The sequence below is a fragment of the Dactylosporangium sp. CA-052675 genome (genome assembly GCF_050947935.1).
In the GTDB taxonomy this organism is placed as follows: domain Bacteria; phylum Actinomycetota; class Actinomycetes; order Mycobacteriales; family Micromonosporaceae; genus Dactylosporangium.
In genome coordinates, this window is record NZ_CP192010.1 from 1,793,887 (window position 1) to 1,820,867 (window position 26,981).

A 26,981-nucleotide genomic window follows, 5' to 3' on the forward strand; every position below is an offset into this window, starting at 1 on the left:
CGAACCAATGGCCCGCAGGGATCGCCCACAGCTGATCACCGACGCGGCGCGCAGCCCCGAGCAGGAGCTTCGCGCCCGTGAGGTCCGCTACGTGCTGATGATGCTCCTGCGCGCCGCGTGCGTCGTGGTCGCCGCCATCCTGGTGGCGACCCGCCCGCCGCTGCTGTGGCTGTGGCTCTCGCTGTGCGTCGCCGGCGGGGTCTTCCTGCCGATGATCGCGGTCCTGCTCGCCAACGACGCTCCCGTACGTCCCGAGAACCGCTTCCGCAACCGCTTCAAGCGGCGGCCGACCTCGCACCCGGACCCGGCGCACGCGCTGACCGAACGCGAGCACAAGGTCATCGACGCCGACTCGGAACCGAACGGCTAAGGCCGCGCTCCGAGCCGGGTGACCGCCCGGGCGCCCAGCTCGTTGCCCGCCTCGAGCGCTGCCCGCGGACCCTGCCCCGCCAGCCACGCCGTGAGGAAGCCGGCCGCGAACGCGTCGCCGGCCCCCGTCGGGTCCACGACGTCGACGAGCCGCCTGCCCGGCGCCCGCACGGTGCCGTCCGCGTCCGCCCACGCCGCGCCGGCCGCGCCCGACTTCACCACCACGCCGTCCGCGTGGGCGAGGAGATCCGCTGGCTCGTCCGAGCCGAGGACCCCGGCCTCGTCGCGGTTGGCGAACAGCAGGTTCGGGCGCGGTACCGCGGCCAGGAAGCCGGCCCCGCCACGCTCCCGCAGCGGGGCCGCGGACGCCGCGTCGAGGCTCGTGGTCAGCCCCCGGCGGCGGGCCTCGGCCAGCGCGAACCGCCCGGCCGGCGCGCAGTCGGCGTCGAAGAGCACGTAGGCCGACAGGTGCAGGTGGCGCAGGCCGGGCAGCGCGAGCGCCCGCTCCACGTCGGCCCGCTCCAGCAGCCGGTTGGCCCCCCGGTCGGTGAACATCGTGCGCTCGGCGTCGGAGGTCAGCACCACCACGGTGCCCGTGGCCACCCCCGGCACCCGGCGCACGCTGGTGGTCACCCCGGCCTCGTCGAGCTCGGCGACGCGCGCGTCCCCGGGCTCGTCGAGCCCCGCGACCCCCGCGAACGCGACCGGGCAGCCGGCGGCGGCGAGCCAGACCGCGGTGTTCGCGGCCGACCCGCCGCCGGCGATGCGCACCGCGGCGACGGTGTCCGAGCCGATGGCGAGCGGCCCCTCGTGCACGGTGAGGATGTCGGTGACCACGTCACCGATGACGAGGACCGTCATCTAGATCGCGGCGGCGATGCGGGCCGCCAGCTCCGCGTTGCGCAGGATGATGCGCACGTTGACGTCGAGGCTCCTGCCCTCGGTCGCGGTGTGGAAGTGCGACAGGAGGTACGGCGTGACGTCCTTGCCCGTGACGCCCTCCCGCTCGAGCCCGGCCAGCCCCTCGGCCAGCACCCGGTCGTGCAGCGCGGGGTCCAGCTGCTCGTCGGCGGGCAGCGGGTTGGCCACGACCAGCGCCCCGCGGTGCACGTCGTGCCCGCGAGCGGCCCGGATGATCTCGGCGACGGCCCCGGGGTCGCCGGCCGACCAGTCCAGGTCGAACCCGGCGTCGGTGAGGTAGAACCCAGGGAAGCGACGGGTCCCGTAGCCGACCACCCCGACGCCGAGCGTCTCGAGGCGCTCGAGCGTGGCGCCCACGTCGAGGATCGACTTCACGCCCGCGCAGACGATCGCGATCGGCAGCCGCGACAGGGCGGTCAGGTCCGCGGACTCGTCGAAGGTCGCGGCGGCGCCCCGGTGCACGCCCCCGAGCCCGCCGGTCGCGAACACCGAGATCCCGGCGCGTACGGCGATCGCCGAGGTGGCCGCGACGGTCGTGGCCCCGTCGGCCCGGGCGGCGGCGGCCGGGGCGAGGTCGCGCACCGACAGCTTGACCACGTCGTCGCGCTCGGCCAGGTGCCGGATCTCGTCCTCGGACAGCCCGACGACGATCTCGCCGCCGATCATCCCGATCGTGGCCGGTACGGCCCCGGCCGCCCGGACGGTGGCCTCGATCTCCTTGGCGACGGTGAGGTTGGCCGGCCGCGGGAGCCCGTGCGAGATGATGGTGCTTTCGAGCGCGACGATGGGCGCACCGCTGCGGCGGGCGCCGTCGACCTCGCTCCCGAACCGGATGGCATGGTTGATCACCAGCTCACGATAGCCGCCGCGCTTCCCGGCATTTCCCGTGCTCGTTCGCCCCTTTCGTCCCTCCCGCGCGCCGCCGCCCACCCGGCCGCCGCGGGTGGGTTGTCCACAGGGCGAGCGCGATGCGGGCTTATTCCGGGCGGGCCTGGCAGACTGGGGGTTGTGACGACCACTCCCGAGAACGGTGGCGGGACTCTCACCGACGAGCGCGTCGACGAGCAGACCAGCACCGATTACCGCTACGACGCCGGCGACCACGAGAAGTTCTCGCACTACGCGCCGAAGGACAAGATCATGCAGGCCATGATCGAGGGCACGCCGGTGCGGGCGCTCTGCGGGAAGCTCTGGGTGCCCTCGCGCGACCCGAGCCGGTTCCCGGTGTGCCCGGTGTGCAAGGACATCTACGAGAACGTCGTGCAGAACGACGACCCGAGTTCGTGACGTTCGGCTCGGTTCGGCGCATCGCCGGCCGATGCCCGCTAGGCTGTCAACGCCTTCGCGGTCCGCGCTGACGCGAGGGCGTTTTCATGCGCCTGTTCATGCGCCTGGCTGGGTGCACCGGGTTGTTCCCCTCCCGCTGGGTGCATCGCCGCGCCGGTCGTCCGTGGCCCGGCGCCGCCGCGGCGTGGGCAGGACGGTGCAAGGTCGCCCGGGGGAGTGTCCGGGGCGTGAGGTCCGTATCGGGGAGGGGTGCCGCATGCCGCCGCGTCCGGTGGTGCAGCAGGGTCAGTCGCTTCGGGTGTGGCAGCGCAAGGCGCTCATGGAGTATCTGCGGGGCAAGCGCGAGGACTTCCTCGCGGTCGCCACGCCCGGGGCCGGGAAGACCACGTTCGCGCTGCGCGTGGCGCTGGAGCTGTTCGGCGACGGCACCATCGACAACCTGACCGTGGTCACGCCCACCGAGCACCTCAAGACCCAGTGGGCGCAGGCGGCCGCGCGGGTCGGGATCGACCTCGACGCCGGGTTCCGCAACTCCGACGTGCACACGTCGAGCGACTTCCACGGCACCGTGGTGACCTACGCGCAGGTGGGGATCGCTCCTGCCGTACACAAGCGGCGCACCGTGACGCGAAAGACCCTCGTGGTGCTGGACGAGATCCACCACGCCGGGGACTCGAAGTCCTGGGGCGACGGGGTCAAGGCGGCGTTCGAGCCCGCCGTGCGGCGCCTGATGCTCACCGGCACGCCGTTTCGCTCCGACGAGAACCCGATCCCGTTCGTCGAGTACGAGCGCGGGCCCGACGGCATCCAGCGATCGCGCTCCGACACCGTGTACGGCTACTCCGACGCCCTCCGAGACGGCGTCGTGCGCCCGGTGATCTTCCTGGCGTACTCCGGGGAGACGCGCTGGCGCACCTCCGCCGGCGACGAGCTGTCCGCCCGGCTCGGCGAGCCGATGACGCAGGACCTCATCTCCCAGGCCTGGCGCACGGCCCTGGACCCCAAGGGCGACTGGATGCCGCAGGTCCTGCGGGCCGCCGACGCACGCCTCGACCGGCTGCGCGCCGGGGGCATGCCGGACGCGGGCGGCCTCGTGATCGCCAGCGACCAGCAGAACGCGCGCGCGTACGCCAAGGCGCTCGGCGAGCTCACGGGCGAGAAGGCCGTCGTCGTGCTCTCCGACGACGTGGGGGCGTCGGGCCGCATCGCCGCGTTCTCCGCGTCGCAGGAGAAGTGGATGGTCGCGGTGCGCATGGTGTCCGAGGGGGTGGACATTCCGCGGCTCGCCGTGGGCGTGTACGCCACCAGCGCCTCCACCCCGCTGTTCTTCGCCCAGGCCATCGGCCGTTTCGTGCGCGCGCGCCGCCCCGGCGAGACGGCGACCGTCTTCGTGCCGAGCGTCCCGCACCTGCTGGAGCTGGCCAGCGAGATGGAGGCCCAGCGCAACCACGTCCTCGGCGAGCCCAAGACCAAGGACGGCTACGACGACGACGAGATGGAGCGGGCCAACCGCGAGGAGAAGGCCAGCGGCGAGCTGGAGGGCACCTTCGAGGCCCTGGGCGCCACCGCGGAGCTGGACCAGATCATCTTCGACGGCGCGACCTTCGGCATGCCGGCGGCGACCGGGACCGCGGAGGAGGAGGAGTACCTCGGGCTGCCCGGGCTGCTCACCCCCGACCAGGTCACCGCGCTGCTGAACAAGCGCCAGGCGGAGCAGATGGCGGCCGAGAAGCGCCGCTCCGCCGCGGCCCCCACATCTGCGGCCGCGCCGGAGATCCCGGCTCAGCCGCGTACGGCCGGCGAGAAGCGCATCGTCCTGCGCCGCCAGCTCAACACCCTGGTCGCGGCCCACCACCACCGCACCGGCCTCCCGCACGGCAAGATCCACGCGGAGCTGCGCCGGCTGTGCGGGGGGCCGCCGAGCGCCCAGGCGACGATCGAGCAGCTCGAGGAGCGGATCGCTACCATCCAGACCCTCTGAGGCGCTCGGAGAGTCCCTGCCGGACCCATCCCGGCTTCTTGTCTGCCGTGACCGTCAAGTCGCTCCAGCGCGGCTCTGGCGCGTGTGCTGAGGGGTCGCGGGTTTCGCGCGGTCGTCGTGCGTTGATCGCCGCGGCTGGTGGTTCGTGTGGCCCGTGCCGGCGTGCGTTGCGGTCGACGGGTCGCGAGGATGGCCTTGGTGGCGTCGGCGCTCGGCCCGATGCAGGTGGCGCCTGCGGGGCTTCGCGGTGTGCCCGGCGGTCGCGGCCTGGCCTGAGGTCCTGAGAGCAGGTGCCCAGGGGTCGCGCGCGTGTCCGGTGGGCGCGAACCCGCTCCTGGGCCGTGTGGGCGGGTGCTCGACGGCCGCGCGCATGTCTCCGGTGGGCGTGCACCCGCTCTGGAGCCGCGTGCGCGGTGCTCGACCGCCGTGTGGGCGGGTGCTCGATCGCCGCGCGCATGTCCGGTGGGCGTGAACCCGCTCTGAGCCGTGTGGGCGGGTGCTCGATGGCTCCGTGCCTGCCCGGTGGCCACATAATCGGACCAAACGTATTTATCGCCTGTCAGGGTATAAATCCGATATGTCGTGGCGCGCCAGCGCCCGACATATCGCGCCGCCCGCGCATCCGGGCACAAAAAAGACCGCAGGGGACCCCGGAGGGTCGCCCTGCGGTCAGGCGTATTGGTCTCAGCCGGCCGAGAGTTCGGAGCCGCGCCACGAGAAGTCCGGGGCTACGGCGTACTCGACAGCGATCTTGACCAGCTGGTCGGCGTACTTGTTGGCGTGATGTCCACAGAAGATCAGATCGCCGCCTTCGGCGAGCCGAACTCGAAGTTTCCCTGCCGCGTTGCAGCGGTCGCACCGTTCCTCGGCGGCGGGGGGCGCCGCCGTCTCCGGCGGCGGCGTGAGGGTCGGGGTCATCGCCTTCCTCCTCTGATCGTCACCGACGAACGCTTCCTTGCGTCGTTCCACAGATGGTTCAACACCGTCGTGCTCGAACTCGTTCCCACTTTATCGGCGGGACCGATGTCACATTTGCGTCGTACTTCGCGGGGCCGGTCCAGCCAGGAACCGAATACCCGCTACGTGCTTCCTATCGCGCCAGGCTTGCGATCACAAGTGGGTTGGCGCGCCGCCACGGGTCTGTAATGCCCGCGGTGACCCGAAACACACCCGGGCCGCCCCTTTCGGGACGGCCCGGTTCGCGCAGAGCGAAAACGATCGTTCAGTCCAAGTAGTCCCGCAGAACCTGGGAACGCGACGGGTGGCGCAGCTTCGACATCGTCTTGGACTCGATCTGCCGGATGCGCTCGCGGGTCACGCCGTAGACCTGGCCGATCTCGTCCAGGGTGCGCGGCTGGCCGTCGGTGAGGCCGAAGCGCAGCCGGACGACGCCCGCCTCGCGCTCGGACAGGGTCTGCAGCACCTGCTGGAGCTGGTCCTGCAGCAGCGAGAAGGAGACCGCGTCGACGGCCACGACCGCCTCGGAGTCCTCGATGAAGTCGCCGAGCTGGCTGTCGCCCTCGTCGCCGATGGTCTGGTCGAGGGAGATGGGCTCACGCGCGTACTGCTGGATCTCCAGCACCTTCTCCGGCGTGATGTCCATTTCCTTGGCCAGCTCCTCCGGGGTGGGCTCGCGGCCCAGGTCCTGGAGCAGCTCGCGCTGGATGCGGCCGAGCTTGTTGATGACCTCGACCATGTGCACCGGGATGCGGATGGTGCGGGCCTGGTCGGCCATGGCGCGGGTGATGGCCTGGCGGATCCACCAGGTGGCGTAGGTGGAGAACTTGTAGCCCTTGGTGTAGTCGAACTTCTCGACGGCGCGGATGAGGCCGAGGTTGCCCTCCTGGATGAGGTCCAGGAAGGCCATGCCACGGCCGGTGTACCGCTTGGCGAGCGACACGACCAGGCGCAGGTTGGCCTCGAGCAGGTGGTTCTTGGCCCGCTCGCCGTCGCGCGAGATCCACAGGAAGTCGCGGCGGCCCGGCATCTGCATCGGCTCGCCGGCGTCCTCGGCCGCGCGCAGGCGCTCGGCCGCGTAGAGCCCGGCCTCGATGCGCTTGGCCAGCTCGACCTCCTGCTCCGCGTTGAGCAGCGGAACCTTGCCGATCTGCTTGAGGTAGGCGCGGACCGAGTCGGCCGAGGCGGTGAGCTCGGCGTCGCGCCGGGCCTGCTTGAGCGCCTCGGACTCGTCGTCGTCCCACGCGAAGTCGTCGTCGGTGGCGGTCGCCTCCGCGTCGGCCTCGGCGGCCTGGGTCTCCTCGACCGGCTCGTCGACGACGACGTCCTCGATCTCGGCGGCCAGGGCCGCGTCGTCGATCTCCTCGAGCTCCGGCTCACCCTCGCCCGGCGTGCCGGTCGGGTTCGCCGGGTCGGCGGCGGTGCCGGGCGCCGCCTTGCCGCCCGGGGCGGCCTTCGCCGGGGCGGCCTTCTTCGCCGCCTTCTTGGCCGGTGCGGCCTTCTTCGCCGGCGCCGTGGCCGCGGCAGCGGCGGGCGCGGCGGCAGCCGCTGCGGATGCGGTGGGCGCCGATGGCGCGGCCTTCTTCACGGGGACCTTCTTCGCCGCCGCCGGCTCCGGCGAAGCGGATTCGACGGCTGTGAGCGGCTTGGCAACGGGTGCTGCCTTGCGGGCCGGCGCGGCCTTGGCGGTGGCCGCCTTGGACGCGGGAGTGGCGGAGCGGGCGGCGGCGACGCGGCGGCGGCTGTGGGCGGAGTCGTCGACCACGACGGTCACGCCCGCCTCGGCCAGGCTCCTCAGCAGCTTCTTGGCGTGCGCCGGGGTTACGTCTGCGGTGTCGACCGCCTGCGCGACCTCCGCCGACGTCAGGTGCCCGCCGTTGGCGGCGGCACGCGCGATCAGCGTGTCGGCGAGGGAACGTACGTCAACGCTGGGCTGGTGAGCTGCTGTCACGAACGACCTTCCGGTGCGATGAGCGAGCGACGGCCGGTGCGGCCGGGTTCGCGCACGGCGCGGCCGTGCTGAGTGGCCGGGTTGCTGGTTTGGTGGCGCCCGTGTGGGTCGTGGCTCCGGGCGGATTCACGAACGACAGCGGGCAGCGCGTGAATTGTAACGCTCTCTCGCCCCAACATCCCCTCTTGAGGGGCGGGACGCGCGTCTTGTGACCGAACGGATGGGCTGCGCGGTGCCTTCCCGGGCTTTGCCAGGATGGTGACCATGGACCAACCGGCCGAACTTCTGGCCCTCGCCGTCTCCGTCGCCCGTTCCGCGGGCGACCTGGCCAACCGCATGCGAGCCGAGGGTGTCGACGTCGCCGCGACCAAGTCGACCGCGACCGATGTGGTGACCGCGGCCGATCGCGCGGTCGAGCAGCACGTGCGCGACGAGCTGCACAAGGCACGCCCGGACGACGCCGTGCTCGGGGAGGAGTACGGCGGCGGCCAGGCCCGCTCCGCCGTGCGCTGGATCCTCGATCCGATCGACGGGACCGTGAACTACCTCTACGACCTGCCGCAGTACGCGGTGTCGCTGGCGGCGGAGGTCGACGGGGTGGTCGTGGCCGGGGTGGTGCGCAACGCCGCGACCGGCCGCGAGTGGACCGCGACCCTGGGCGGGGGCGCCTTCCGCGACGGGCGGCGGTTGCGGGTCTCCGGGGAGACCGAGCTCGGCCAGGCCCTCGTCGGCACCGGGTTCGGCTACGCGGCCGAGCGCCGGCTGCACCAGGCCCGCGTGCTGGCCGGGCTGATCGGGCACATCCGCGACATCCGCCGGCTCGGGGCCGCCTCGCTCGACCTGTGCCTGGTCGCGGAGGGGGTCCTGGACGCGTACTACGAGAAGGGCCTCAACCCCTGGGACCGCGCGGCCGGCGGGCTCGTCGCGGCCGAAGCGGGCGCGCTGGTGACCGGGCTGGACGGCAACCCGCCCGGCGCCGACATGGTCATCGCCGCGCCGCCGGCCCTGCACCCGCGGCTGCACCGGCTCCTCAGCGACCTGGACGCGTCCGGGGGCCCGTGACGAAGCCGTCGGCGTCATGGCCGGGAGCCGTACGGCTCCCGGCTTTACGGCTCGGCCGCCCGGCTCCACGGCTCGGCGAGGCCCTGAGGAAACCGTGACCGTACTGGTACCTCAGCCCTCGTCCTTGGCGCAGGTGCCCTCGGGCAGCTCCGGGTTGCCCAGCGCCGCGATGGCCTGGTTGACCTCGGTCGTCGTCGGCAGCTGCCGGAACTTCCCGCCGAGGATGATCTCGACCTTGTCGTCCTGGCGCGCCTTGTCGAACTCGGGGCGGGCCTGGTCCAGGAAGTACGCCCGCACGAGCCAGGCCGCGCCGACCGTCGCCGGGCCGAAGCGGATGATGGCCACGACGTCGTTGGGCTTGTTGGCCGGCGGGTTGGGCGCGGCGGTGACCACCTTCGCCTCCTTGAACCGGCGGCTCAGGAAGTCGTTCGCGACGTCGGAGGCCGCGCCGGGCCGGTTGGTCGCGTTGTAGATGGTGACCTTCACGTCCTCCTGCGTGGGCAGCTTCGCGTCGGCGATCACGGAGCCCTCGGCGCACTTCTTGGCGTCACCGGCGGCGCCGGTCTGATGATCCTTGACGACGGCGACGATCACGAACACCGCCGCGGCGACGATGAGGACGCCGACCACCGCGAGTGCTCTCACCCGCGCAAAACTCATGGCTCGCTCCCCGCGCCCGCTCTGTGCTGTCACCAGAGAAGACGCTCTGGCTGCCGGAGAGGTTAGCGCCTGGGCCGCGGAAGCGCTGAAGTCCCCACCGGACATACCACAAAGTTCCTCCTCGCCGATGCGGTACGACTCCCCGCGGGACGCAGCGGCGGAAGGTATCGTTCCATCGCCGCGGGGCGGGGTTGCGGTCGCGCCCGACCCGCGCGAGGCATGATCGTTGTGTCGCCTCGGTCACAGTGGGAACAACTTTCCGCGAGCGGGCGTACAACTAGCGCACAAGAGCGGTAAGGTACGCCGCCCTTGGACGTTGAATACGACGTCGCTTCGGGCGCCCTACCAGCCCGGCGACATGAAATTGGGAGTGTGAACACCGATGGCCACCGACTACGACGCGCCACGTCGCGACGAGGTCGACCTCGGCGAGGACAGCCTCGAGGAGCTCAAGTCCCGCCGCACCGATGCGCAGTCCGCGACCGTCGATGTCGACGAGACCGACCTCTCCGAGAACTTCGAGCTGCCGGGTGGCGACCTCGCTGACGAGGACCTGACGGTGAAGGTCCTGCCGATGCAGTCCGACGAGTTCCGCTGCTCGCGGTGCTTCCTGGTGCACCACCGCAGCCAGCTCGCGACCGAGCGCAACGGGGAGCTGATCTGCCGCGAGTGTGCGTGACCGTGCTCACGCATGCGACCGGCGTGAAAAGGGCATGACCACGACGGGCCCGCGCGACGCGAGTTGATCACGCGGAACTGGCGCCGGCGTGCTTCAGTGGTGAAGCGGCCGAACACGGCGTGGACCGACACGGAGGTTCCCATGGTCGAGCAGCCGGTGCCCGCCGACGAGGCGGCCGAGAACGCGCCCGTCCAGCCGGAAGGGCAGGCCGGGCCAGGAGCGCTGGCCGGCCCGGCGGACGACGCGGAACTTTCCCGGGCCGTGGTCGCGCTGACCGGCGAGGACGTGCCGGTGCAGGACCGCCGCCGCCTGCTCGGGCGCCTGGTGCGCATCGAGGTCGGCGAGCGCGGCGTGAAAGACCTGTTCCGGCCGCGCAAGGCGATCGGCTGGGTCACCGACTCCGTGACCAGGGTCGCGCCGTACATCCCGGTGCGCGACCTGGAGACCCTGCGCGCCCATCACCCCGGCCTCGACCACGACGCGCTGGCCGAGCGGCTCATCCGCAACGCGTCGATGGTCACCGCCGGCATCGGCGCGGCCGGCGGCGGCATCGCCGCGGTCGAGTGGGTCGCGACCCCGAGCCTGCTCTCCGCGCCCGTGCTGCTGGCGGCCGAGACGGTCGCGGTGGTCGCGGTGGAGATGAAGCTGATCGGGGAGCTGCACGCGGTGTACGGCCGCCCGATCTCCGGCTCCGGCACCCAGCGCGCGTTCGCGCTCATCCAGGCCTGGGCCGAGCGGCGGGGCGTCAACCCGCTGCGGGTCGGCGGCAGCGTGGCGGCGGCGATGGGCACCGCGCTGCGCAAGGAGCTGCGCGACCGGCTCCTCAAGCGCTTCGGGCGCAATCTGAGCACCATGGGACCGTTCCTCACCGGCGCGGCCGTGGGCGGGTTCCTGAACCGGCGGGCCACGCTGTCCCTGGGCGACGAGATCCGCAAGGACCTCAAGAGCAACCCCGGCGGGGGCGATCAGCGCGTGATCGAGGCCTGAGCGGCCTCGCGCAGCGCCGCGGCCAACGCGTCCGGGTGGCGGGTGCTGATCAGCCAGTACGGCGTCGGGTCGGCCTCGTCGCGGACCTCCACGCGCACGGCCGGGCCGATCCAGGGCCGCTGGATCACGAACGCCTCCGGGTCCGCATACGGGCCGAGCAGGTCCTGCTTGTCCGCCGCGCTCACCGGGGTCACCTCACCGACGTACCGCAGCGGGATCCGCGCGTCGTCGACCCGCAGCTCCCCGTTGGACACCTCGATGCGGATGCGGCCCAGCCACCAGAGCCCGGCGACGGTCAGCGGCAGCAGCACCAGGTAGGCGACCCAGGTCGCCGCGCCCGGGGCGCCCAGCTTGACCTCGGCGGCGAGCGCCGCGGCGACGGCCACGGCGGGCAGCCACAGCCACCACGACAGGCTGAGCCGCTCGCGGTACGGGTTCGGTGCTGCCACACAGCCGAGGGTACGTGAACGCGCCCGCAGACGACCCGGCAGGATGGAGGCATGGGGATGGACGTGCTCGTGCGGCAACTCGACCCGGGCCTGCCGCTGCCCGCCTACGCGCACCCCGGCGACGCCGGCGCCGACCTCTACGCGGCGCAGGACGTGGAGCTGGGGCCGGGTGAGCGGGCGCTGGTGCGCACCGGGATCGCGATCGCGCTCCCGGAGGGGTACGTCGGCCTGGTGCACCCGCGCTCCGGGCTCGCCGCGAAGATGGGCGTGACCGTCGTCAACGCCCCCGGCACCGTGGACGCGGGCTACCGGGGCGAAATCCTGGTGAACCTCATCAATCACGATCGAGTGATATCGGCGAAGATATCCCGTGGTGACCGAATTGCGCAGCTTGTGATCCAGCGCGTGGAGCGGGCACACTTCCACGTCGTCGAGGACCTTCCCGATACTGTGCGCGGGGCCGGCGGCCACGGGTCGACCGGCGGGCATGCCGGGCTCGTCCCGGCAGCGAACTTGGAGGCAGAGCAGTGATCTTCTCGCGCAAGGGCGGCAGCGGCCGGCACGCCAAGTCGGACCCGCGCGGCTCGGCCGGCCGGGAGTCGTTCGACCTCGACGATCTCGACGACGGCCCGGACGCGGCCGCGGACGACGAACCGCGCGCCGGCAAGTCGAACCGGATCGAGGGGCCCTACGACATCAGCGAGGCGCCCGCGGGCATCGCCCAGCTCGACCTCGGCTCCCTCAAGGTGCCCGCGGTCGAGGGCGTCGAGGTGCGGGTCCAGGCCGACAACGACGGCAAGATCCAGCAGATCGTCCTCGTCTCCGAGGACAGCGCGCTGCAGCTGGGCGTGTTCGCCGCGCCGCGCAGCGAGGGCATCTGGGACGAGGTCCGCGCCGAGATCCGCAAGCAGCTGTTCACCGACGGCGTCGCGGCCGAGGAGGCCGAGGGCGACTACGGCACCGAGCTGCGCGCCCGGGTCCGGACCCCGGAGGGGCTGACCGACATCCGCTTCGTCGGTGTCGACGGGCCCCGCTGGCTGGTGCGCGCGGTGTTCCAGGGCCCGGCCGCGGTCGACCCCGAGGTCGCCCCGCCGCTGCTGGAGTGCCTGCGCAACCTGGTCGTCGAGCGCGGCCACGAGGCCATGCCGGTGCGCGAGCCGCTGCCGCTGCACCTGCCCAAGGAGGTCACCGAGGGCGGCGAGGCCGCGGAGGCCGAGCCGGCCGCCGCCGGGGCCGCCGGGGCGAACGGGGCCGGCGGGGCCGACGGCGGGACCCCGCCGCGCCGGCGGCCGTCGCCGCGTCCGCGCAAGTAGGGCGGGGCGAACGGGCGGCATGGTAGCGCCTGCGCGCGCCGAAAGCCGTCACCGAGGCCACGTAGCCAGCAGCGAAAAAACGCGTACCGTTTTGATGAAGGTGTCATGGCAGCCGACAGGGAGGGTGGCACCGTCATCATGGCCACGGACAGTGAGAGCGCGGTAGGCGAGCGCGGCGGCCTGCGGAAGTTTCTTCGCCGGCTCACCGCGAGCGACTCCGAGCTCGACGCGGAGGAGCTCCAGCGCGACGCCAAGCAGTGCGGCAGCATGCCGGCCCTGCGGTGCCAGCGGGGACAGGTCGTGCGGCTCAAGGGGCGGCTGCGTACGGTGGTCTACACCCCGCGCACCAACCTGCCGACGCTCGAGGCCGAGCTCTTCGACGGCAGCGACCTGGTCACCCTGGTGTGGCTGGGGCGGCGGCACATCGCGGGCATCGAGCCGGGTCGAGCGATCACGGCGAAGGGGCGCATCGCCCTGCGCGATGGTCGTAAGGTGCTCTACAACCCGTACTACGAGCTCGACACGCCACGTTGAGCCTCGACACACCACGATGAGGGCGGATGCAGCCAGGACACCCAGGTAGCCGGACCACCCCCGCGGCCGGGACGGACGAGGAGGAGCCGCTTCCCCCGTTCTCGGTGCAGATGGCGCAGCAGCTCGGCGGCGTGCGCGGGCTCGTGGAGTCCAGCATCCCGATCACGCTGTTCATCGTGGTCAACTTCCTGGGCGACCACTTCAAGTGGTGGTCGCTGCAGACGTCGCTCATCATCGCCGTGGGCGCGGCGCTGTCGATGGCCGTGTACCGCCTCACGCGGCGCGAGTCCGTCCGGCACGCGCTCAACGGTGTCTTCGGCATCGCGCTGGGCGCCTACATCGCCTGGAAGAGCGGCGACGCCAAGGACGTGTACCTGCCCGGCATGCTGCTCACCGTCGGCTACGTCCTCGGCATGCTCGTCTCGGTGCTGATCCGCCGCCCGCTCGTGGGCTGGCTGTGGTCGGTGACCCTCGACGGGGGCACCACCCGGTGGTACGACAACCTGCGCCTGCGCCGCGCCTTCATGTGGCTGACGGTGCTGTGGGCCGTGGTCTACGCGCTCAAGCTCGGCGTGCAGATCCTCATCTACCGCGACACCAGCGCCGACTCCGACGACCTGCTCGGCATCGCGCGGCTGGCGCTGGGCTGGCCGCCCTACGCGCTGCTGGCCGCGCTCACCGTCTGGCGGGCCCGCCGCATCCTGCGCGACGAGCCCGAGCCCGCGGCGGACGGCGACGAGGTGCCGTCGACGGGCTGACATCCGGCCAGGGTGACCAGCCGCGGACCTGGCAGCGACGGCGCGCAGCGCCGAGCGGTGTCTGGCGGGAGCGACGGTCCGCACCCCGGCGGACCCGAGTCCCGCGCCTGGACCGGCGGGTCTGGATGATGTCGGGTCTAGAGAATCTTGCCCCGCGTCTTCTCGACGCTGTCCTCGCCGAGGATCACGGCGCGGACCGTGTCCTCCATCTCCGACGTGACGACGAACACCAGCTCGTCGCCGGCCTCCAGCGGATCGTCGGGGGTCGGCACCAGCACCCGGCGGCCGCGCAGGACCGCCACCAGGGCGGAGTCGTGCGGCAGCGGGACGTCGCGCACTGGGTGGCCGACGTACGGCGCGGTCTCGGGCAGCGTGATCTCGACCAGGTTGGCCTCGGACTGCCGGAACGTCATCAGGCGGACCAGGTCGCCGACCGACACCGCCTCCTCGACCAGCGCCGCCATGAGCCGCGGCTTGCTGACCGAGACGTCCACGCCCCACTGCTCGTTGAAGAGCCACTCGTTCTCGGCCCGGTTGATGCGGGCGACCACCCGCGGGACCGCGAACTCGGTCTTGGCCAGCAGCGACACGACCAGGTTGACCTTGTCGTCGCCGGTGGCCGCGACCACCACGTCGCAGGAGGACAGGTCGGCCTCCTGCAGGCTGGTCAGCTCGCAGGCGTCGGCCAGGATCCACTCGGCGGCGGGCACCCGCTCGGGGCGCACCATCTTCGGCACGCGCTCGATCAGCATGACCTGGTGGCCGTTGTCGACGAGCTCCTTGGCGATGGAGCGGCCCACGTTGCCGGCCCCGGCGATCGCGATGCGCATGGTCAGTGTCCCCCTTCGGGCGCCGAGCCGGTGACCTTCGTCACGGGGGCCGCCAGCTCGTCCGTCAGCAGCATGAAGGCCAGGTCACCGTCCTGGATCACGGTCGACTCGGTCGGCAGCATCGCCAGGCCGAAGCGCATCAGGTAGGCCAGCCGCGCGCCGCTGCGCGCCTCGAGCTGGCCGACGGAGTGGCCGATCCAGTCCGGGTGCATCGGCACCTCGACGATCGACACGGTGCTGGTCGGGTCGCGCCAGATCTCGACGTTGCCCTCGGGGACCAGGTGGCGCAGCATCCGGTCGGCGGTCCAGCGCACGGTCGCCACGGTCGGTATGCCGAGGCGCTCGTAGACCTCCGCGCGCTTCGGGTCGTAGATGCGGGCCACGACCCGGTCCACGCCGAAGGTCTCCCGGGCCACCCGGGCGGAGATGATGTTCGAGTTGTCGCCCGAGGAGACGGCGGCGAAGGCGTCGGCCCGCTCGATGCCGGCCTGCAGCAGCACGTCGCGGTCGAAGCCCACCCCGGTGACCGTGGTGCCGTGGAACTCCCCGCCGAGCCGGCGGAACGCGTCCGCGTCGACGTCGATCACCGCGACCGTGTGTCCGCGCTGCTCGAGACTCTGCGCCAGCGTGGAGCCCACGCGGCCGCAGCCCATGATCACGACGTGCACGTCCCCGCCTCTCGAGTCCTCATGCATTTCGTCATGAGGATGTCATGTGCGGGCCCGACCGGTGCAACGGGATGAGGGCCGACCCGTACGCTTAGGCGTCGTGGCCAGTCCCACCTCCCTCATGAAGCGGCTGCTCCTGGGCCGACCGTTCCGCTCGGACCGGCTGAAACACACGCTGCTGCCCAAGCGCATCGCGCTGCCGGTGTTCGCCTCCGACGCGCTGTCCTCGGTCGCCTACGCCCCCGACGAGATCCTGCTGACGCTGTCCATCGCGGGCGCCTCGGCGCTGACGATCTCCCCCTGGATCGGTCTCGCGGTCGCCGTGGTGATGCTCACAGTCGTCGCCAGCTACCGGCAGAACGTGCACGCCTACCCGTCCGGCGGCGGCGACTACGAGGTGGCCTCGGTCAATCTCGGCCCCCGCTTCGGCGTCGCGGTGGCCAGCGCCCTGCTCGTCGACTACGTGCTCACCGTGGCGGTGTCGACCGCGTCCGGGGTGGCCAACCTCGGCTCCGTCGTGCCCTGGGTCGCCACCCACAAGGTCGCGATCTCGATCATCGCCATCGCCGTGCTCACGGCGATGAACCTGCGCGGCATCCGGGAGTCCGGAGGCGCGTTCGCGGTCCCGACGTACGGGTTCATGATCGTCATGATCGGGATGGTGCTCACCGGCTTCTTCAAGATCTTCGTGCTCGGCGAGGACCTGCGGGCCCCGAGTGCCGGGCTGGTCATCCACGCCGAGCACGCCAACATGACCGGCGCGGCCATGGCGTTCCTGCTCCTGCGGACGTTCTCGTCGGGCTGTGCGGCGCTCACCGGCGTCGAGGCCATCTCCAACGGCGTGCCGGCGTTCAAGGAGCCCAAGAGCCGGAACGCGGCCACCACGCTGCTGCTGCTCGGCTCGATCTCGATCGCGATGCTGCTCGGCATCATCCTGCTGGCCAACAAGACCGGGCTGAAGTTCGTCGAGGACCCGAGCCAGATCGAGAGCGGGCCGGCCCACTACGTGCAGAAGACGGTGACGACCCAGCTCGGCGAGACCGTCTTCGGGTCCGGCTCGGTGCTGCTGTTCGTGGTCGCCGTGATCACCGCGCTGATCCTCTTCCTCGCCGCGAACACCGCGTTCAACGGGTTCCCGGTGCTGGGCTCGATCCTCGCGCAGGACCGGTACCTGCCGCGGCAGCTGCACACCCGCGGCGACCGGCTCGCCTTCTCCAACGGGATCATCCTGCTCGCCCTGGCCGCGATGGTGCTCATCATCGGGTTCAACGGCGAGGTGACGCGGCTCATCCAGCTGTACATCGTCGGCGTCTTCGTGTCCTTCACGCTCTCCCAGGCCGGCATGATCCGGCACTGGAACCGGCTGCTGCGCACCGTGCGCGACAAGCCGACCCGCAACCGGATGATCCGCTCCCGGACAATCAACATGATCGGCCTGACCCTCACCGGCGCCGTGCTCGTCGTGGTGCTCGTCACCAAGTTCCTGCTCGGGGCGTACATCGCCATCATCGCGATGATCGTCATCTACTTCCTGATGGTCGGGATCAAGAAGCACTACGACACCGTGGCCCGCGAGCTGGAGCCCTCCGAGGTGCGCCCGGTGCTGCCGGCGCGCAACCACGCGGTGGTGCTCGTGTCCAAGGTCCACCGCCCGACCCTGCGCGCGGTGGCGTACGCCCAGGCCACCCGCCCCGACTCGCTGACCGCGCTCACCGTGAACGTCGACGACCACGACACCCGGGCGCTGCAGGAGGAGTGGGAGCGGCGCGGGATTCCGGTGGCGCTGACCGTGGTCGACAGCCCGTACCGCGAGATCAACCGCCCCATCCTCGACTTCGTGCGCACCAAGCGCCAGGACTCGCCGCGCGACGTCGTGACGGTGTTCATCCCCGAGTACGTGGTCGGCAAGTGGTGGGAGCACCTGCTGCACAACCAGAGCGCGCTGCGGCTCAAGGGCCGGCTGCTGTTCGAGCCCGGCGTGATGGTGACCTCGGTGCCGTGGCAGCTCAGCTCGATCGACGGGGTGGACATCGACCGGCTCGACGCGACGCTGAGCCGCGGCCCGAAGCGGGGGCCGCGCTCCTCGGCCGGCACCGAGTCGTGACGGCGCCCTCGGAGTCGCTGGAGCTCGAGGTCGGGGCGGTCGCGCACGGCGGGTTCTGCGTCGCCCGGCACGAGGGGCAGGCGGTGTTCGTCCGGCACGCGCTGCCGGGGGAGCGGGTGCGGGCGGTGGTCACCGAGCGACGCAAGGGCTTCCTGCGCGCGGACGCGGTCGAGATCCTGCTGCCCTCGCCGGACCGCGTGATCCCGCCGTGCCCGTTCGCCGGCCCCGGGGCCTGCGGCGGCTGCGACTGGCAGCACGCCTCCTGGGACGCCCAGCGCCGGATGAAGGCCGACGTCCTGGCCGAGCAGCTGACCCGGCTGGGCGGCCTGAGCGATCTTCCGGACATCACCGTGGAGGCCCTACCCGGCGGGCCGTTGTCGTGGCGGACGCGGGTGCAGTACGCGGTCGACGGCGCCGGGCACGCGGGCTTCCACCGGCACCGGTCCTCCGAGGTGCTGCCCGTGGACCGGTGCCGCATCGCCCACCCCGCGATCCAGGCCCTGCCGCTGCTGGAGCGGCAGTGGCCGCCCGGCTCGGTGATCGAGGCGGCCGCGTCCTCCACGGGCGAGACCGCGGTGCTGACCCGCGGCTCCCGCACCGGCCCGCCGTCCGGGCCGGTGCCGAAGCTGCGTGAGCGGGCCGGCGGGCACGAGTGGACCCTCGACGCGGGCGGCTTCTGGCAGGTGCACCCGCGCGCGGTCGAGGCGTTCACCGGCACCGTCGTCGAGCAGCTCGCGCCCGAGCCGGCCGAGCGGGCGTGGGACCTCTACGGCGGCGCGGGCGTGTTCGCGGCCGCCCTGGCCCCGCACTGCGGCCCGGTGACCGTGGTCGAGTCCGACCACCGCGCGGTCGCGGCCGGGCGCCGGGCGCTGTCCGGCCTGACGAACGTCACCTTCGCCCGCGGCGACGTGGCCCAGGTGCTGGGCAACCCGCGCTGGCGGCGGGTCGACCTGGTGGTCCTGGACCCGCCGCGCTCGGGCGCGGGCCGCGCCGTGGTGGAGGCGATCGCCGCGCGGGCGCCGCGGGCCGTGTCCTACGTGGCCTGCGACCCGGCCGCCTTCGCCCGCGACGTGCGGACGTTCGGCGAGCTCGGCTTCGACCTCACCGGGCTGCGCGCGTTCGACAGCTTCCCGATGACCCAGCACTTCGAGACGATCGGGCGGCTCACCCCGCGGTAGCGCGCCGCTTCGCGGTGCGGGCGTAGTCCTGGAAGCGGGCCTTGGCGATCACCGTGCGGTCCGGCGCGCGGAACACGATGCCCTCGGCCCGGCCCTTCGCGCCGTCGAGGCCCACCAGGGTCTCGGGCAGGCGCTCGGCCAGCAGCGCCCGCATGCCCGCGATCGACCCGGGCAGGGCGCCGGTGCGGAACAGGCGCGGCGTCAGCTCGACCCCCGCGGCCTGCGCGAGGGCGGCCAGCCGCTCCTCGGTCGCGAAGGGCTGGCCGCCGGACTCGCGCCACGCCGAGATCGCGGGCCGGGTCCAGGTCAGCGCGGCCGCCCAGTCGTCGAGCAGGAGCACGTCGAAGAGGCGGTGGCCGAAGCGGGCCGGGTCCGCGGTGTACTGCCGCGCCGCGCCGCCGATCCGGCCGCCGTAGAGCTCGAGGTAGTACACCCGCAGCGAGCCGGGGGACGCCAGCCGCTCGGCCAGCGGGCGCAGCTGCTCCACGATGCCCAGGGCCGGGTTGGCCACGACGTCGCCGCGGGCGTGCAGGAACTCCTCGCGCGAGCCGATGAGGTAGCCGCCGTCGGGGAGCAGGACGATGCGGCTGTTGGTGCCGTCGACCTTCTCGGTGGCGATGACGTCGCCCGGGAACGCGGTCGCGGACTCCAGCAGCCGGCCGTCGCGCGGGTCGAGCTCGTGGTAGGTGGGGATCGACGGGTACTTCGTCAGCGAGTTGAGCGCCCGCAGATCCGCCGTGCGCAGGTCGAAGCGAGTCATCGGGCCAGGATGGGCCACGCGAAAACATCGGTCACCACAATTTGCCGCGGCGTACCGTCCCGGCCATGGCGAAGCTCAACGTTGCGAAGGTACGCGCCGCGATCGGACGGGGTCCGCTCGCCGGCCCGAGCCGGGTGGCCGGCCCGACCCACGAGGGTGGTGCCGGATACGCCCGCGACCTCAAGTCGGAGCTGTTCCTGCTGGCCGTGACGAACATGGTCGGCGAGCAGACGTTCTACGAGGCGGCCGGCGAGCGCGACGAGCGCTACTCCCGCCTGGTGCGCGCGGCCGCGGTCGCCGACCCGGCGTGGACGGCCCGCTTGCTGGTGTGGCTGCGCACGGGCGCGAACCTGCGCACCGCGGCGATCGTGGGCGCGGCCGAGTTCGTGGCCGGGCGGCTGGCCGCCAACGCGGAGTGCGCGGGCGAGAACCGCCGGGCGGTCGCGGCCGTGCTGCAGCGCGCCGACGAGCCGGGGGAGCTGCTGGCGTACTGGGTCTCCCGCCACGGCCGCGCGATCCCCAAGCCGGTCAAGCGGGGCATCGCCGACGCGGTACGGCGGCTCTACACCGAGCGGAACCTGCTCAAGTACGACACCGCGAGCCACGCGTTCCGCTTCGGCGACGTCATCGACCTCACCCACCCGAGCCCGGCCGCGCCGTGGCAGGGCGACCTGTTCGCCTACGCGCTCGGCCGCCGCCACGCCCGCGAGGACCTGACGGTGCCGGCGTCGCTGCCCGTGCTGGCCGCCAACGAGCGGCTGCGCGCGGACGCGGCCGCCGACCCGGGCGTGCTGCTCGACCCCGAGCGGCTCCGGGCGGCGGGGATGACGTGGGAGGACGCGCTGTCGATGAGCGGCGGCACGGGCCTGGACAAGGCCGCGCTGTGGACGGCCCTGCTGCCGTCGATGGGCTACATGGCACGGCTGCGCAACCTGCGCAACCTCGACCAGGCCGGGGTGTCCGACGACGCCGCGGCGGGGGTCGCGGCGGGCCTGGCCGACCCGGACGAGGTGGCCCGCTCGCGGCAGCTGCCGATGCGGTTGCTCTCGGCGTACCGGGCCGCGCCCTCGCTGCGCTGGTCGTGGGCGCTGGAGCGGGCGCTGACGCTCAGCCTGGCCAACGTGCCGGCCCTCGCCGGGCGGACGCTGGTGCTCATCGACACCTCCGGCTCGATGCACGCCGGCTTCTCGCGCGACGGCACGCTGATGCGCTGGGACGCGGCCGTGGTCTTCGGCGTGGCCCTGGCCACCCGGTGCGCGGACGCGGACGTGGTGTCGTTCTCGACCGGCTCGACCGTGTTCAAGCTGCGGCGGGGCGAGTCGGTGCTGAAGGCGATCGAGCGGTTCCGGGCCGAGGGGCACTTCCACGGCGGCGGTACCAACACCGCCACGGCGGCGCGCAAGCACTTCAAGCGCCATGACCGGGTGGTGATCCTGACCGACGAGCAGGCCTCCTACGACGGCGCGGTGTCGAGGGCGGTCCCGGCGCACGTGCCGATCTTCACGTGGAACCTGGCCGGCTACCGCCTCGGCCACACGCCGGCGACGGCGAACCGCTGGACGTTCGGCGGCCTCTCCGACGCGGGCTTCGGGATGATCCCGCTGCTCGAGGCCGGGCGCGCCGGAGCCTGGCCGTTCTGAGCCCGTAGACTCCCCCTGTCCGATCCGGCAGGGGGAGTCCCATTGGCAACGCAGACGCTGCGGGAGCGGCTTTCCGGCGGGGCGCCGCTGGTCGCGGTGAGCTTCGGCGACGAGGACCCCGCGGGTGACGCCGCCCGCGCCCGCGACCTCGGCGTCGACCTGGCCGAGCTGCGCATCGACTGGAACCGCAGCGCCGAGCCGGCCGACGTGCTCGCCGCCGTCGAGCCCTTCCGCGCGGCCGGGCTGCGCGTCCTGGCCACGATCCGCTCCCGCGCCGAGGGCGGGCGCTGGGCCCACGACGAGGACGCGCGGCTGCGGCTGTTCGAGTCGATCCTGCCCGCGGTCGACGCGGTCGACGTCGAGCTGTCCGCGTCCGGGATCCTGCCCAGGGTGATCGCGGCCGCGCGCGCGGCGGACCGGCCGGTCGTGGTGTCGTACCACGACTTCGACAAGACCCCCGGCGAGGAGGTCCTGGCCGGGACCGTCGAGGCCGCCAAGGCCGCCGGCGCCGACGTGGTGAAGATCAGCACCATGGCGCACGGGCCCGAGGACCTGCGGCGGCTGGCGGGGCTGCTGGTGCGGTACGACTCGCTGATCGTCATCGGCATGGGCACGGAGGGGTCCGCGACGCGGGTGCTCTTCCCGGTGCTCGGCTCCCGGGTCACCTACTCGGCCGACGGGGACCGGCCCTCCGCCCCCGGGCAGCTGCCCTTCGAGGAGACGGTGCGGCTGCTGGAGACGTTCTCGCCCGCCTACGCCGCCGCCCGCGGGGCCGGCGCATGAGCGAGCCGGAGCACAGCGGTCCGCGGCAGAGCGGTCCGGAGGAGCCGCGGCGCGATCCGCTGCGCGCGCTGCGCAAGACGGTCGCGCAGACGGTCTGCGTGTTCACCATCCCGTTCGTCTTCGCCATCGGGCGGGCCGCGCTCGGGCTCACCAAGCTCAAGGTCGACCGCAGCCCCGCCGCCTGGACGGTGTGGGGGATCGGGGTCGCGCTGATGCTCGCGGCCTCGGCCCTGGCGGTGCAGACGCTGCGGGGCAAGGCGCCCGCGGCCCTGGGGCAGCGCGCCGCGTGGCTGGCGGGCGGCGTCTGGCTGGCCGGGCTCGTGTGCACGATCGTCTACTCGCAGATGGTCCCGCCGCCCACCCGCTGACTCGCCGGCCGGCGGAGGGCGGGCAGCGAAACCTGGCGGGCTGGCCCTATCTTCTGTGTCGTGCGGCAGCGCGCCCGCGATACGGAGGATTCATGACCCAGCCCCCGACGACCCCGGGACCCGACGAGCCGGCGGGCCTGCCGTCCCTGCGGCCGTCCGCGCCGGGAGGGCCCGAGGACGACCAGCCGCCGCTGTTCACCCCGCCGCCGGCGCCCCCGGTGCCGCCCCCGGCCCCGGTCGAGCCGGTCGGGTACGACCCCTCGCAGTCGTACATCGTCTACCAGGCCGCGCCCAGCTTCGGCTACGGCGTGCCGACCGCGGGCGGGCAGGCGGGGTACGACCCGATGATCAGCCCGGACTACGGCGGCTGGTGGCAGCGCAGCCTCGCGATCTTCAAGGGCGCCTGGAAGCAGCTCGCGGTCCTGCAGGCCATCGGGTTCGTGCTCACCCTCGCCGTGGTCATCCCCGAGGCCGTCTGGTCGGTCAAGGCGAGCGCCGACCTGCTCGACGCCGCGGACTCCGGCGACGGGCAGGCCTCGCTGACCCCGCTGCTGGCGCCGTTCGCGCTGCTGTTCGTCGGGGCGGTGGTGGCCGGGATGGTCGGCTCGCTGATCACGGTGGCGGCCAACCAGATCGCGGTCACGGTCGCGGCCGGGCAGCCGCCGCGGCTCGGGCCGGCCTTCGCGGTCGCCGCGCGCCGGTTCCTGCCGCTGTGGGGCTGGCAGATCCTCTCCGCGCTCATGATCGGCGTCGGGCTGTGCCTGTGCGTGCTGCCGGGCATCTACCTGTACGCGATCTTCCTCATCCTCCCGGCCGTGGTCACGTTCGAGCGCGGCGGGTCGGCGATCTCGCGCTGCTTCCAGCTCGTGCACCGCGACTTCGGCAGCGCGCTCGCCCGGATCGCGAGCATCATCGGGCTGTCGGTGCTGATCGGGGTCGTGTCGTACTTCGTCGGCCGGATCATCGAGCTGGCCATGGGCGCGGAGGTCACGCCGGGCTCGCGGACCGGCACCGGCGTGGTGCTGACCTCGTCGCTGATGGCCGCGCTCGTGGTGAGCCGGCTCGTCACCACGCTGCTGGAGAGCGGCGTGAAGATGCTCACCGACGTGCTCACCGTGACCGCGTACGCCGACATACGGGCCCGCAACGAGCCGCTGTCGACCGCGGCGCTCGCGGCCGAGGTGGGCGTGCGGCCGGCGTCACCGTCCGCGGGTGAGACGGAGTGGACGGTTCCGCCGGGGGCCGCGCGCTGAACCGGGAGCGCTTTTCCGGTACTGCACCATAAGCCCGATTTGTCGGACCATACTGCTGGCATGGGAGTCAGCCGCAGGGGCCTGCTCGCCGCCGGTCTCGGCGCGCTGGCCCTGCCCGGGTGCGGAGGCGGCAAGGCCGCGACGGAGGCCCCGGACCGCAAGGTCGAGGTCTTCTCGTGGTGGGCCGGCCCGGGGGAGAAGGAGGGGCTGGAGGCCCTCGTCGCCGACTTCGCGAAGCACAACGCGGGCATCGCGTTCGACAACGCGGCGGTGGCGGGCGGCGCCGGCACGATCGCCCGCTCCGTGCTGACCACCCGGCTGCAGAACGACGACCCGCCCGACTCCTACCAGATCCACGCCGGGCGGGAGCTCGCCGACGACATCAGGCGCGGCTACGTCGAGGACCTGCGCGAGCTCTACACCGAACAGTCGTGGCTGGACAAGCTCCCCGCCGGGCTGGTCCAGGCGATCACGGTCGACGGGGCCATCTACTGCGTCCCGGTCAACATCCACCGGTCCAACCTGCTCTGGTACAACCCGAAGATCCTGGCCGGCCTGGACCTCACGCCGCCGTCGACCTGGGCCGACTTCCTGACCCAGGCCGACACGATCGCGAGGCGGGGGCTCACGCCCCTGTCCATCGGGCCCGCCTGGACGCAGAAGCACCTGCTGGAGAACGTGCTGCTGGGCCAGCTCGGCGCGCAGACCTACGCGGAGCTGTGGACCGGCGGCACCGACTGGGAGGGCCCCGCGGTGCTGGCCGCGCTGCGGCTGTTCACCGAGGTGCTCGCCCGCACCGACGCGGCCACGCCGGCCGGGGACTGGCAGCCCGCGCTGGACAAGGTGGTGGACGGCGGCGCGGCGTACAACTGCATGGGCGACTGGGCGGACGCCTATCTGCGCACCCGGGGCCTGGTGTTCACCGAGGGTTACGGGGTCGTCGCGAGCCCGGGCACGGACCGCGTCTACAACTTCCTGTCCGACTCCTTCACCCTGCCGAAGGGGGCGCCCCACCCCGGCGCGGCCCGCAAGTGGCTCGTCGAGTGCGGCTCGGTGAGCGGGCAGGACGCGTTCAACCCGCAGAAGGGTTCCGTGCCGGCGCGGACGGACACCGACCGGTCGAAGTACACGGGCTACCTGGCGGCCGCCGTCGCCGAATGGGCCGACGCCGGCACCCGGGTGGTCGGCTCGCTCACCCACGGGGTGGTCGCCGACGCCGCCTGGAACACCGCGATCGATGCGGCGCTGGCCGCTTTCGTGCAGGACGGGGACGCGGCGCGGTTCGCCCGGGCCGTCGTCGCCGGGCGGGGATGAACCGAAGTGGTGGCCGATGTGTGGAACCTGTCAAGATTCGTCCGGCCAAGGTGCGCGGCTTTGCGACGCCGTTAGACTCGGCGAGCATGAGCACAGAAGAGAACGAGGCCGCGTCCCTGCTGAGCACGGTCCAGGCCCCGGGTGATCTTCGTAGTCTGACCGCCGAGCAGCTCGACGTGCTCGCCGCCGAGATCCGCGACTTCCTCATCGCGAAGGTCTCGCGCACCGGCGGACATCTGGGCCCGAACCTCGGTGTGGTCGAGCTGACCCTGGCCCTGCACCGCGTCTTCGACTCGCCCAAGGACCGCATCCTCTTCGACACGGGCCACCAGGCGTACGTGCACAAGATCGTCACCGGCCGGCAGGACGGCTTCGACCTGCTGCGCAGCCGCGGCGGGCTCACCGGCTACCCGAGCCAGGCCGAGAGCGAGCACGACATCATCGAGAACTCGCACGCCTCGACCGCGCTGTCGTATGCCGACGGGCTCTCCAAGGCGTTCGCGCTGCGGGGCGAGCCGCGGCACACCGTCGCCGTCGTCGGCGACGGCGCGCTCACCGGCGGCATGTGCTGGGAGGCCCTGAACAACATCGCGGCCGCCAAGAACCCGGTGGTCATCGTCGTCAACGACAACGGCCGCTCCTACTCCCCGACCATCGGCGGGCTCGCCGACCACCTCTCCCACCTGCGGCTCAACCCGGGCTACGAGAAGGTGCTCGACCTCGTCAAGGACTCCCTCGGCCGCACCCCGCTCGTCGGGCCGCCGCTCTACGAGGTGCTGCACGCGGTCAAGAAGGGCATCAAGGACGCCGTCGCGCCACAGGCGATGTTCGAGGACCTCGGGATCAAGTACGTCGGGCCGGTCGACGGCCACGACCGCGAGGCCGTCGAGTCGGCGCTGCGCAAGGCCAAGAACTTCGGTGGCCCGGTCATCGTGCACGCCGTGACCCGCAAGGGCTTCGGCTACCGCCCGGCGATGGAGGACGAGGCCGACTGCCTGCACGGCCCGGGCGCCTTCGACATCGAGACGGGCAGGCTGCTCGCCCCGGCCTCGCTGAAGTGGACCGGCGTCTTCGCCGACGAGCTGGTCGCGATCGCCGACGAGCGGGCGGACGTGGTCGGCATCACCGCCGCCATGGCCGAGCCGACCGGGATCGCGAAGCTCATGCGGAAGTACCCGGAGCGCGCCTACGACGTCGGCATCGCCGAGCAGCACGCGGCGACCTCCGCGGCCGGCCTGGCCATCGGCGGCCTGCACCCGGTCGTCGCCGTCTACGCGACCTTTCTCAACCGCGCCTTCGACCAGGTCCTGCTCGACGTGGCCATGCACCGCCTGCCGGTCACGTTCGTGCTCGACCGGGCCGGCGTCACCGGCCCCGACGGCCCGTCGCACTACGGCATCTGGGACATGTCGGTCTTCGGCGTGGTGCCGGGCCTGCGCCTGGCCGCGCCGCGCGACGCCCAGACGGTGCGCGAGGAGTTGCGCGAGGCGGTCGGCATCGACGACGGCCCGACGATCCTGCGCTTCCCGACCGGCTCGGTCCCGGCCGACCTGCCCGCCGTGCGCCGCGTGGGCGGCGTCGACGGCTTCGGCGGCGTGGACGTGCTCGCCGAGCACGAGCGCAAGGACGTGCTGCTGGTCAGCGTCGGCGCGTTCGCGCACATGGGCGTGGACGTGGCCGCGCGCCTGGCCGAGCAGGGCTACGGCGTGACCGTGGTCGACCCGCGCTGGGTCCGCCCGGTGCCGGTCGAGCTCGTCGCCCTCGCCCGCGAGCACCGGCTGGTCGTGACCCTCGAGGACGGCGTGCGCACCGGCGGCGTGGGCGACGCCATCGCGAAGTCCCTGCGCGACGCCGACGTGTGGGTGCCGCTGAAGGACCTCGGCGTCGAGCAGGGGTGGCACCCGCACGGGTCGCGCAACGAGATCCTGGCCGACCTGGGGCTGACCGCGCAGGACGTGGCGCGGCAGGTCACCGAGTGGGTGAGCCGCATGGAGGAGCCGGCGCCGCTGACGTCGGCGCCGCCGGTTCGGGCGCCGCGCCGCTAGAGCCTTTTCCCTGGTCGCGGGCCGTTTGGTTCGCGACCAGGGCCTTTTTTGCTCGGGTCCGCACCACCGCGGACCCGAGCAAGGCTTCGTTCACGCGGCGGATCGTGCGCCCGTTGCGCCGCCCGTCAGG

The 26,981-nt window shown here is 72.7% G+C and carries 27 protein-coding genes; 18 read left to right on the forward strand and 9 right to left on the reverse strand.

The features are described from left to right. The first annotated feature begins 7 nt into the window (after positions 1-7). Positions 8-370, forward strand: a complete 363-nt coding sequence (locus tag ACQP1P_RS08045) for a DUF3099 domain-containing protein (protein ID WP_433084577.1) — start codon at positions 8-10, stop codon at positions 368-370. On the opposite strand, the gene ACQP1P_RS08050 is transcribed toward ACQP1P_RS08045, so the two are convergent. Both ACQP1P_RS08050 and ACQP1P_RS08055 read right to left on the reverse strand, forming a co-directional pair. After that, positions 367-1,230, reverse strand: a complete 864-nt coding sequence (locus ACQP1P_RS08050; RefSeq protein WP_433084579.1) for a carbohydrate kinase family protein — start codon at positions 1,228-1,230, stop codon at positions 367-369. The genes ACQP1P_RS08045 and ACQP1P_RS08050 overlap by 4 nt on opposite strands. After that, a complete protein-coding gene (locus ACQP1P_RS08055; protein ID WP_433084581.1) occupies positions 1,231-2,139 on the reverse strand; it encodes a pseudouridine-5'-phosphate glycosidase in 909 nt (302 codons plus the stop codon). Positions 2,140-2,298: 159 nt separating this feature from the next. Between ACQP1P_RS08055 and ACQP1P_RS08060 the strand changes: the two genes are divergently transcribed. Both ACQP1P_RS08060 and ACQP1P_RS08065 read left to right on the forward strand, forming a co-directional pair. Then, positions 2,299-2,577, forward strand: coding sequence for a DUF3039 domain-containing protein (locus ACQP1P_RS08060; RefSeq protein WP_350622123.1), 279 nt, complete (start codon positions 2,299-2,301; stop codon positions 2,575-2,577). A 256-nt stretch (positions 2,578-2,833) separates the two neighbouring features. Then, positions 2,834-4,558: a DEAD/DEAH box helicase gene (locus tag ACQP1P_RS08065; RefSeq protein WP_433084583.1), complete on the forward strand. Its 1,725-nt coding sequence runs from the start codon at positions 2,834-2,836 to the stop codon at positions 4,556-4,558. Between the two features lie 684 nt (positions 4,559-5,242). Here the strand turns inward: ACQP1P_RS08065 and ACQP1P_RS08070 are convergent. Both ACQP1P_RS08070 and ACQP1P_RS08075 read right to left on the reverse strand, forming a co-directional pair. Continuing rightward, entirely contained in the window at positions 5,243-5,476 is a 234-nt protein-coding gene (locus ACQP1P_RS08070) for a DUF7455 domain-containing protein (RefSeq protein ID WP_350622164.1), read from the reverse strand. A 304-nt stretch (positions 5,477-5,780) separates the two neighbouring features. Then, positions 5,781-7,466: an RNA polymerase sigma factor gene (locus tag ACQP1P_RS08075; protein ID WP_433084585.1), complete on the reverse strand. Its 1,686-nt coding sequence runs from the start codon at positions 7,464-7,466 to the stop codon at positions 5,781-5,783. A gap of 264 nt (positions 7,467-7,730) precedes the next feature. Between ACQP1P_RS08075 and ACQP1P_RS08080 the strand changes: the two genes are divergently transcribed. Next, positions 7,731-8,528, forward strand: a complete 798-nt coding sequence (locus ACQP1P_RS08080; RefSeq protein ID WP_433084587.1) for an inositol monophosphatase family protein — start codon at positions 7,731-7,733, stop codon at positions 8,526-8,528. 111 nt (positions 8,529-8,639) lie between these two features. On the opposite strand, the gene ACQP1P_RS08085 is transcribed toward ACQP1P_RS08080, so the two are convergent. Then, positions 8,640-9,173, reverse strand: coding sequence for a LytR C-terminal domain-containing protein (locus ACQP1P_RS08085; RefSeq protein ID WP_433084589.1), 534 nt, complete (start codon positions 9,171-9,173; stop codon positions 8,640-8,642). Positions 9,174-9,570: 397 nt separating this feature from the next. Between ACQP1P_RS08085 and ACQP1P_RS08090 the strand changes: the two genes are divergently transcribed. Beyond that, positions 9,571-9,867, forward strand: coding sequence for a DUF4193 domain-containing protein (locus ACQP1P_RS08090; RefSeq protein ID WP_350622132.1), 297 nt, complete (start codon positions 9,571-9,573; stop codon positions 9,865-9,867). Between the two features lie 141 nt (positions 9,868-10,008). Continuing rightward, complete coding sequence (locus ACQP1P_RS08095) at positions 10,009-10,854, forward strand: hypothetical protein (protein WP_433084591.1); 846 nt, start codon at positions 10,009-10,011, stop codon at positions 10,852-10,854. Here ACQP1P_RS08095 and ACQP1P_RS08100 read toward each other — a convergent pair. After that, positions 10,833-11,303: a DUF3093 domain-containing protein gene (locus tag ACQP1P_RS08100; RefSeq protein ID WP_433084593.1), complete on the reverse strand. Its 471-nt coding sequence runs from the start codon at positions 11,301-11,303 to the stop codon at positions 10,833-10,835. The genes ACQP1P_RS08095 and ACQP1P_RS08100 overlap by 22 nt on opposite strands. A 57-nt stretch (positions 11,304-11,360) precedes the next feature. On the opposite strand from ACQP1P_RS08100, the gene dut reads away from it, so the two are divergent. The 4 genes from dut to ACQP1P_RS08120 all read left to right on the forward strand — a co-directional run bounded on the left by dut (position 11,361) and on the right by ACQP1P_RS08120 (position 13,908). Further along, entirely contained in the window at positions 11,361-11,834 is a 474-nt protein-coding gene (dut, locus tag ACQP1P_RS08105; protein WP_433084595.1) for a dUTP diphosphatase, read from the forward strand. After that, positions 11,831-12,616 carry a DUF3710 domain-containing protein gene (locus ACQP1P_RS08110; protein ID WP_433084597.1) on the forward strand — a complete coding sequence of 262 codons (786 nt, stop codon included), beginning with the start codon at positions 11,831-11,833 and terminating at the stop codon, positions 12,614-12,616. The genes dut and ACQP1P_RS08110 overlap by 4 nt, the downstream gene beginning before the upstream one ends. 138 nt (positions 12,617-12,754) lie before the next feature. Beyond that, positions 12,755-13,150, forward strand: a complete 396-nt coding sequence (locus tag ACQP1P_RS08115) for an OB-fold nucleic acid binding domain-containing protein (protein ID WP_433089908.1) — start codon at positions 12,755-12,757, stop codon at positions 13,148-13,150. Between the two features lie 26 nt (positions 13,151-13,176). Next, entirely contained in the window at positions 13,177-13,908 is a 732-nt protein-coding gene (locus tag ACQP1P_RS08120; protein WP_433084599.1) for a DUF3159 domain-containing protein, read from the forward strand. Between the two features lie 137 nt (positions 13,909-14,045). On the opposite strand, the gene ACQP1P_RS08125 is transcribed toward ACQP1P_RS08120, so the two are convergent. Beyond that, positions 14,046-14,744, reverse strand: a complete 699-nt coding sequence (locus tag ACQP1P_RS08125) for a potassium channel family protein (protein WP_433089910.1) — start codon at positions 14,742-14,744, stop codon at positions 14,046-14,048. Continuing rightward, complete coding sequence (locus tag ACQP1P_RS08130) at positions 14,741-15,406, reverse strand: potassium channel family protein (RefSeq protein WP_350622170.1); 666 nt, start codon at positions 15,404-15,406, stop codon at positions 14,741-14,743. Before ACQP1P_RS08130 ends, ACQP1P_RS08125 begins: the two co-directional genes overlap by 4 nt. A gap of 100 nt (positions 15,407-15,506) precedes the next feature. Between ACQP1P_RS08130 and ACQP1P_RS08135 the strand changes: the two genes are divergently transcribed. Together ACQP1P_RS08135 and ACQP1P_RS08140 are read left to right on the forward strand one after the other, a co-directional pair. Next, positions 15,507-17,510, forward strand: coding sequence for an APC family permease (locus tag ACQP1P_RS08135; RefSeq protein WP_433084601.1), 2,004 nt, complete (start codon positions 15,507-15,509; stop codon positions 17,508-17,510). Then, a complete protein-coding gene (locus tag ACQP1P_RS08140; RefSeq protein WP_433084603.1) occupies positions 17,507-18,688 on the forward strand; it encodes a class I SAM-dependent RNA methyltransferase in 1,182 nt (393 codons plus the stop codon). Before ACQP1P_RS08135 ends, ACQP1P_RS08140 begins: the two co-directional genes overlap by 4 nt. On the opposite strand, the gene ACQP1P_RS08145 is transcribed toward ACQP1P_RS08140, so the two are convergent. Further along, the gene (locus ACQP1P_RS08145) at positions 18,675-19,448 is read right to left on the reverse strand and encodes an RNA ligase family protein (protein WP_433084605.1); all 774 of its coding nucleotides are present in this window, start codon (positions 19,446-19,448) and stop codon (positions 18,675-18,677) included. The two genes, ACQP1P_RS08140 and ACQP1P_RS08145, sit on opposite strands and share 14 nt — an antisense overlap. A gap of 65 nt (positions 19,449-19,513) precedes the next feature. Here ACQP1P_RS08145 and ACQP1P_RS08150 point away from each other — a divergent pair, with 65 nt between their 5' ends. The 6 genes from ACQP1P_RS08150 (at position 19,514) to dxs (ending at position 26,851) form a co-directional block, all read left to right on the forward strand. Continuing rightward, positions 19,514-21,088, forward strand: coding sequence for a TROVE domain-containing protein (locus ACQP1P_RS08150; protein WP_433084607.1), 1,575 nt, complete (start codon positions 19,514-19,516; stop codon positions 21,086-21,088). 42 nt (positions 21,089-21,130) lie between these two features. Further along, entirely contained in the window at positions 21,131-21,871 is a 741-nt protein-coding gene (locus tag ACQP1P_RS08155) for a type I 3-dehydroquinate dehydratase (RefSeq protein ID WP_433084609.1), read from the forward strand. Next, positions 21,868-22,239 carry a hypothetical protein gene (locus tag ACQP1P_RS08160; RefSeq protein ID WP_433084611.1) on the forward strand — a complete coding sequence of 124 codons (372 nt, stop codon included), beginning with the start codon at positions 21,868-21,870 and terminating at the stop codon, positions 22,237-22,239. The genes ACQP1P_RS08155 and ACQP1P_RS08160 overlap by 4 nt, the downstream gene beginning before the upstream one ends. A gap of 92 nt (positions 22,240-22,331) precedes the next feature. Further along, on the forward strand, positions 22,332-23,492 hold the full coding sequence (locus tag ACQP1P_RS08165; RefSeq protein WP_433084613.1) for a hypothetical protein: 1,161 nt from the start codon (positions 22,332-22,334) through the stop codon (positions 23,490-23,492). Positions 23,493-23,552: 60 nt separating this feature from the next. After that, the gene (locus tag ACQP1P_RS08170; protein ID WP_433084615.1) at positions 23,553-24,806 is read left to right on the forward strand and encodes an ABC transporter substrate-binding protein; all 1,254 of its coding nucleotides are present in this window, start codon (positions 23,553-23,555) and stop codon (positions 24,804-24,806) included. Positions 24,807-24,892: 86 nt separating this feature from the next. Then, a complete protein-coding gene (gene dxs, locus ACQP1P_RS08175; protein ID WP_433084617.1) occupies positions 24,893-26,851 on the forward strand; it encodes a 1-deoxy-D-xylulose-5-phosphate synthase in 1,959 nt (652 codons plus the stop codon). The last annotated feature ends 130 nt before the right edge of the window (positions 26,852-26,981 follow it).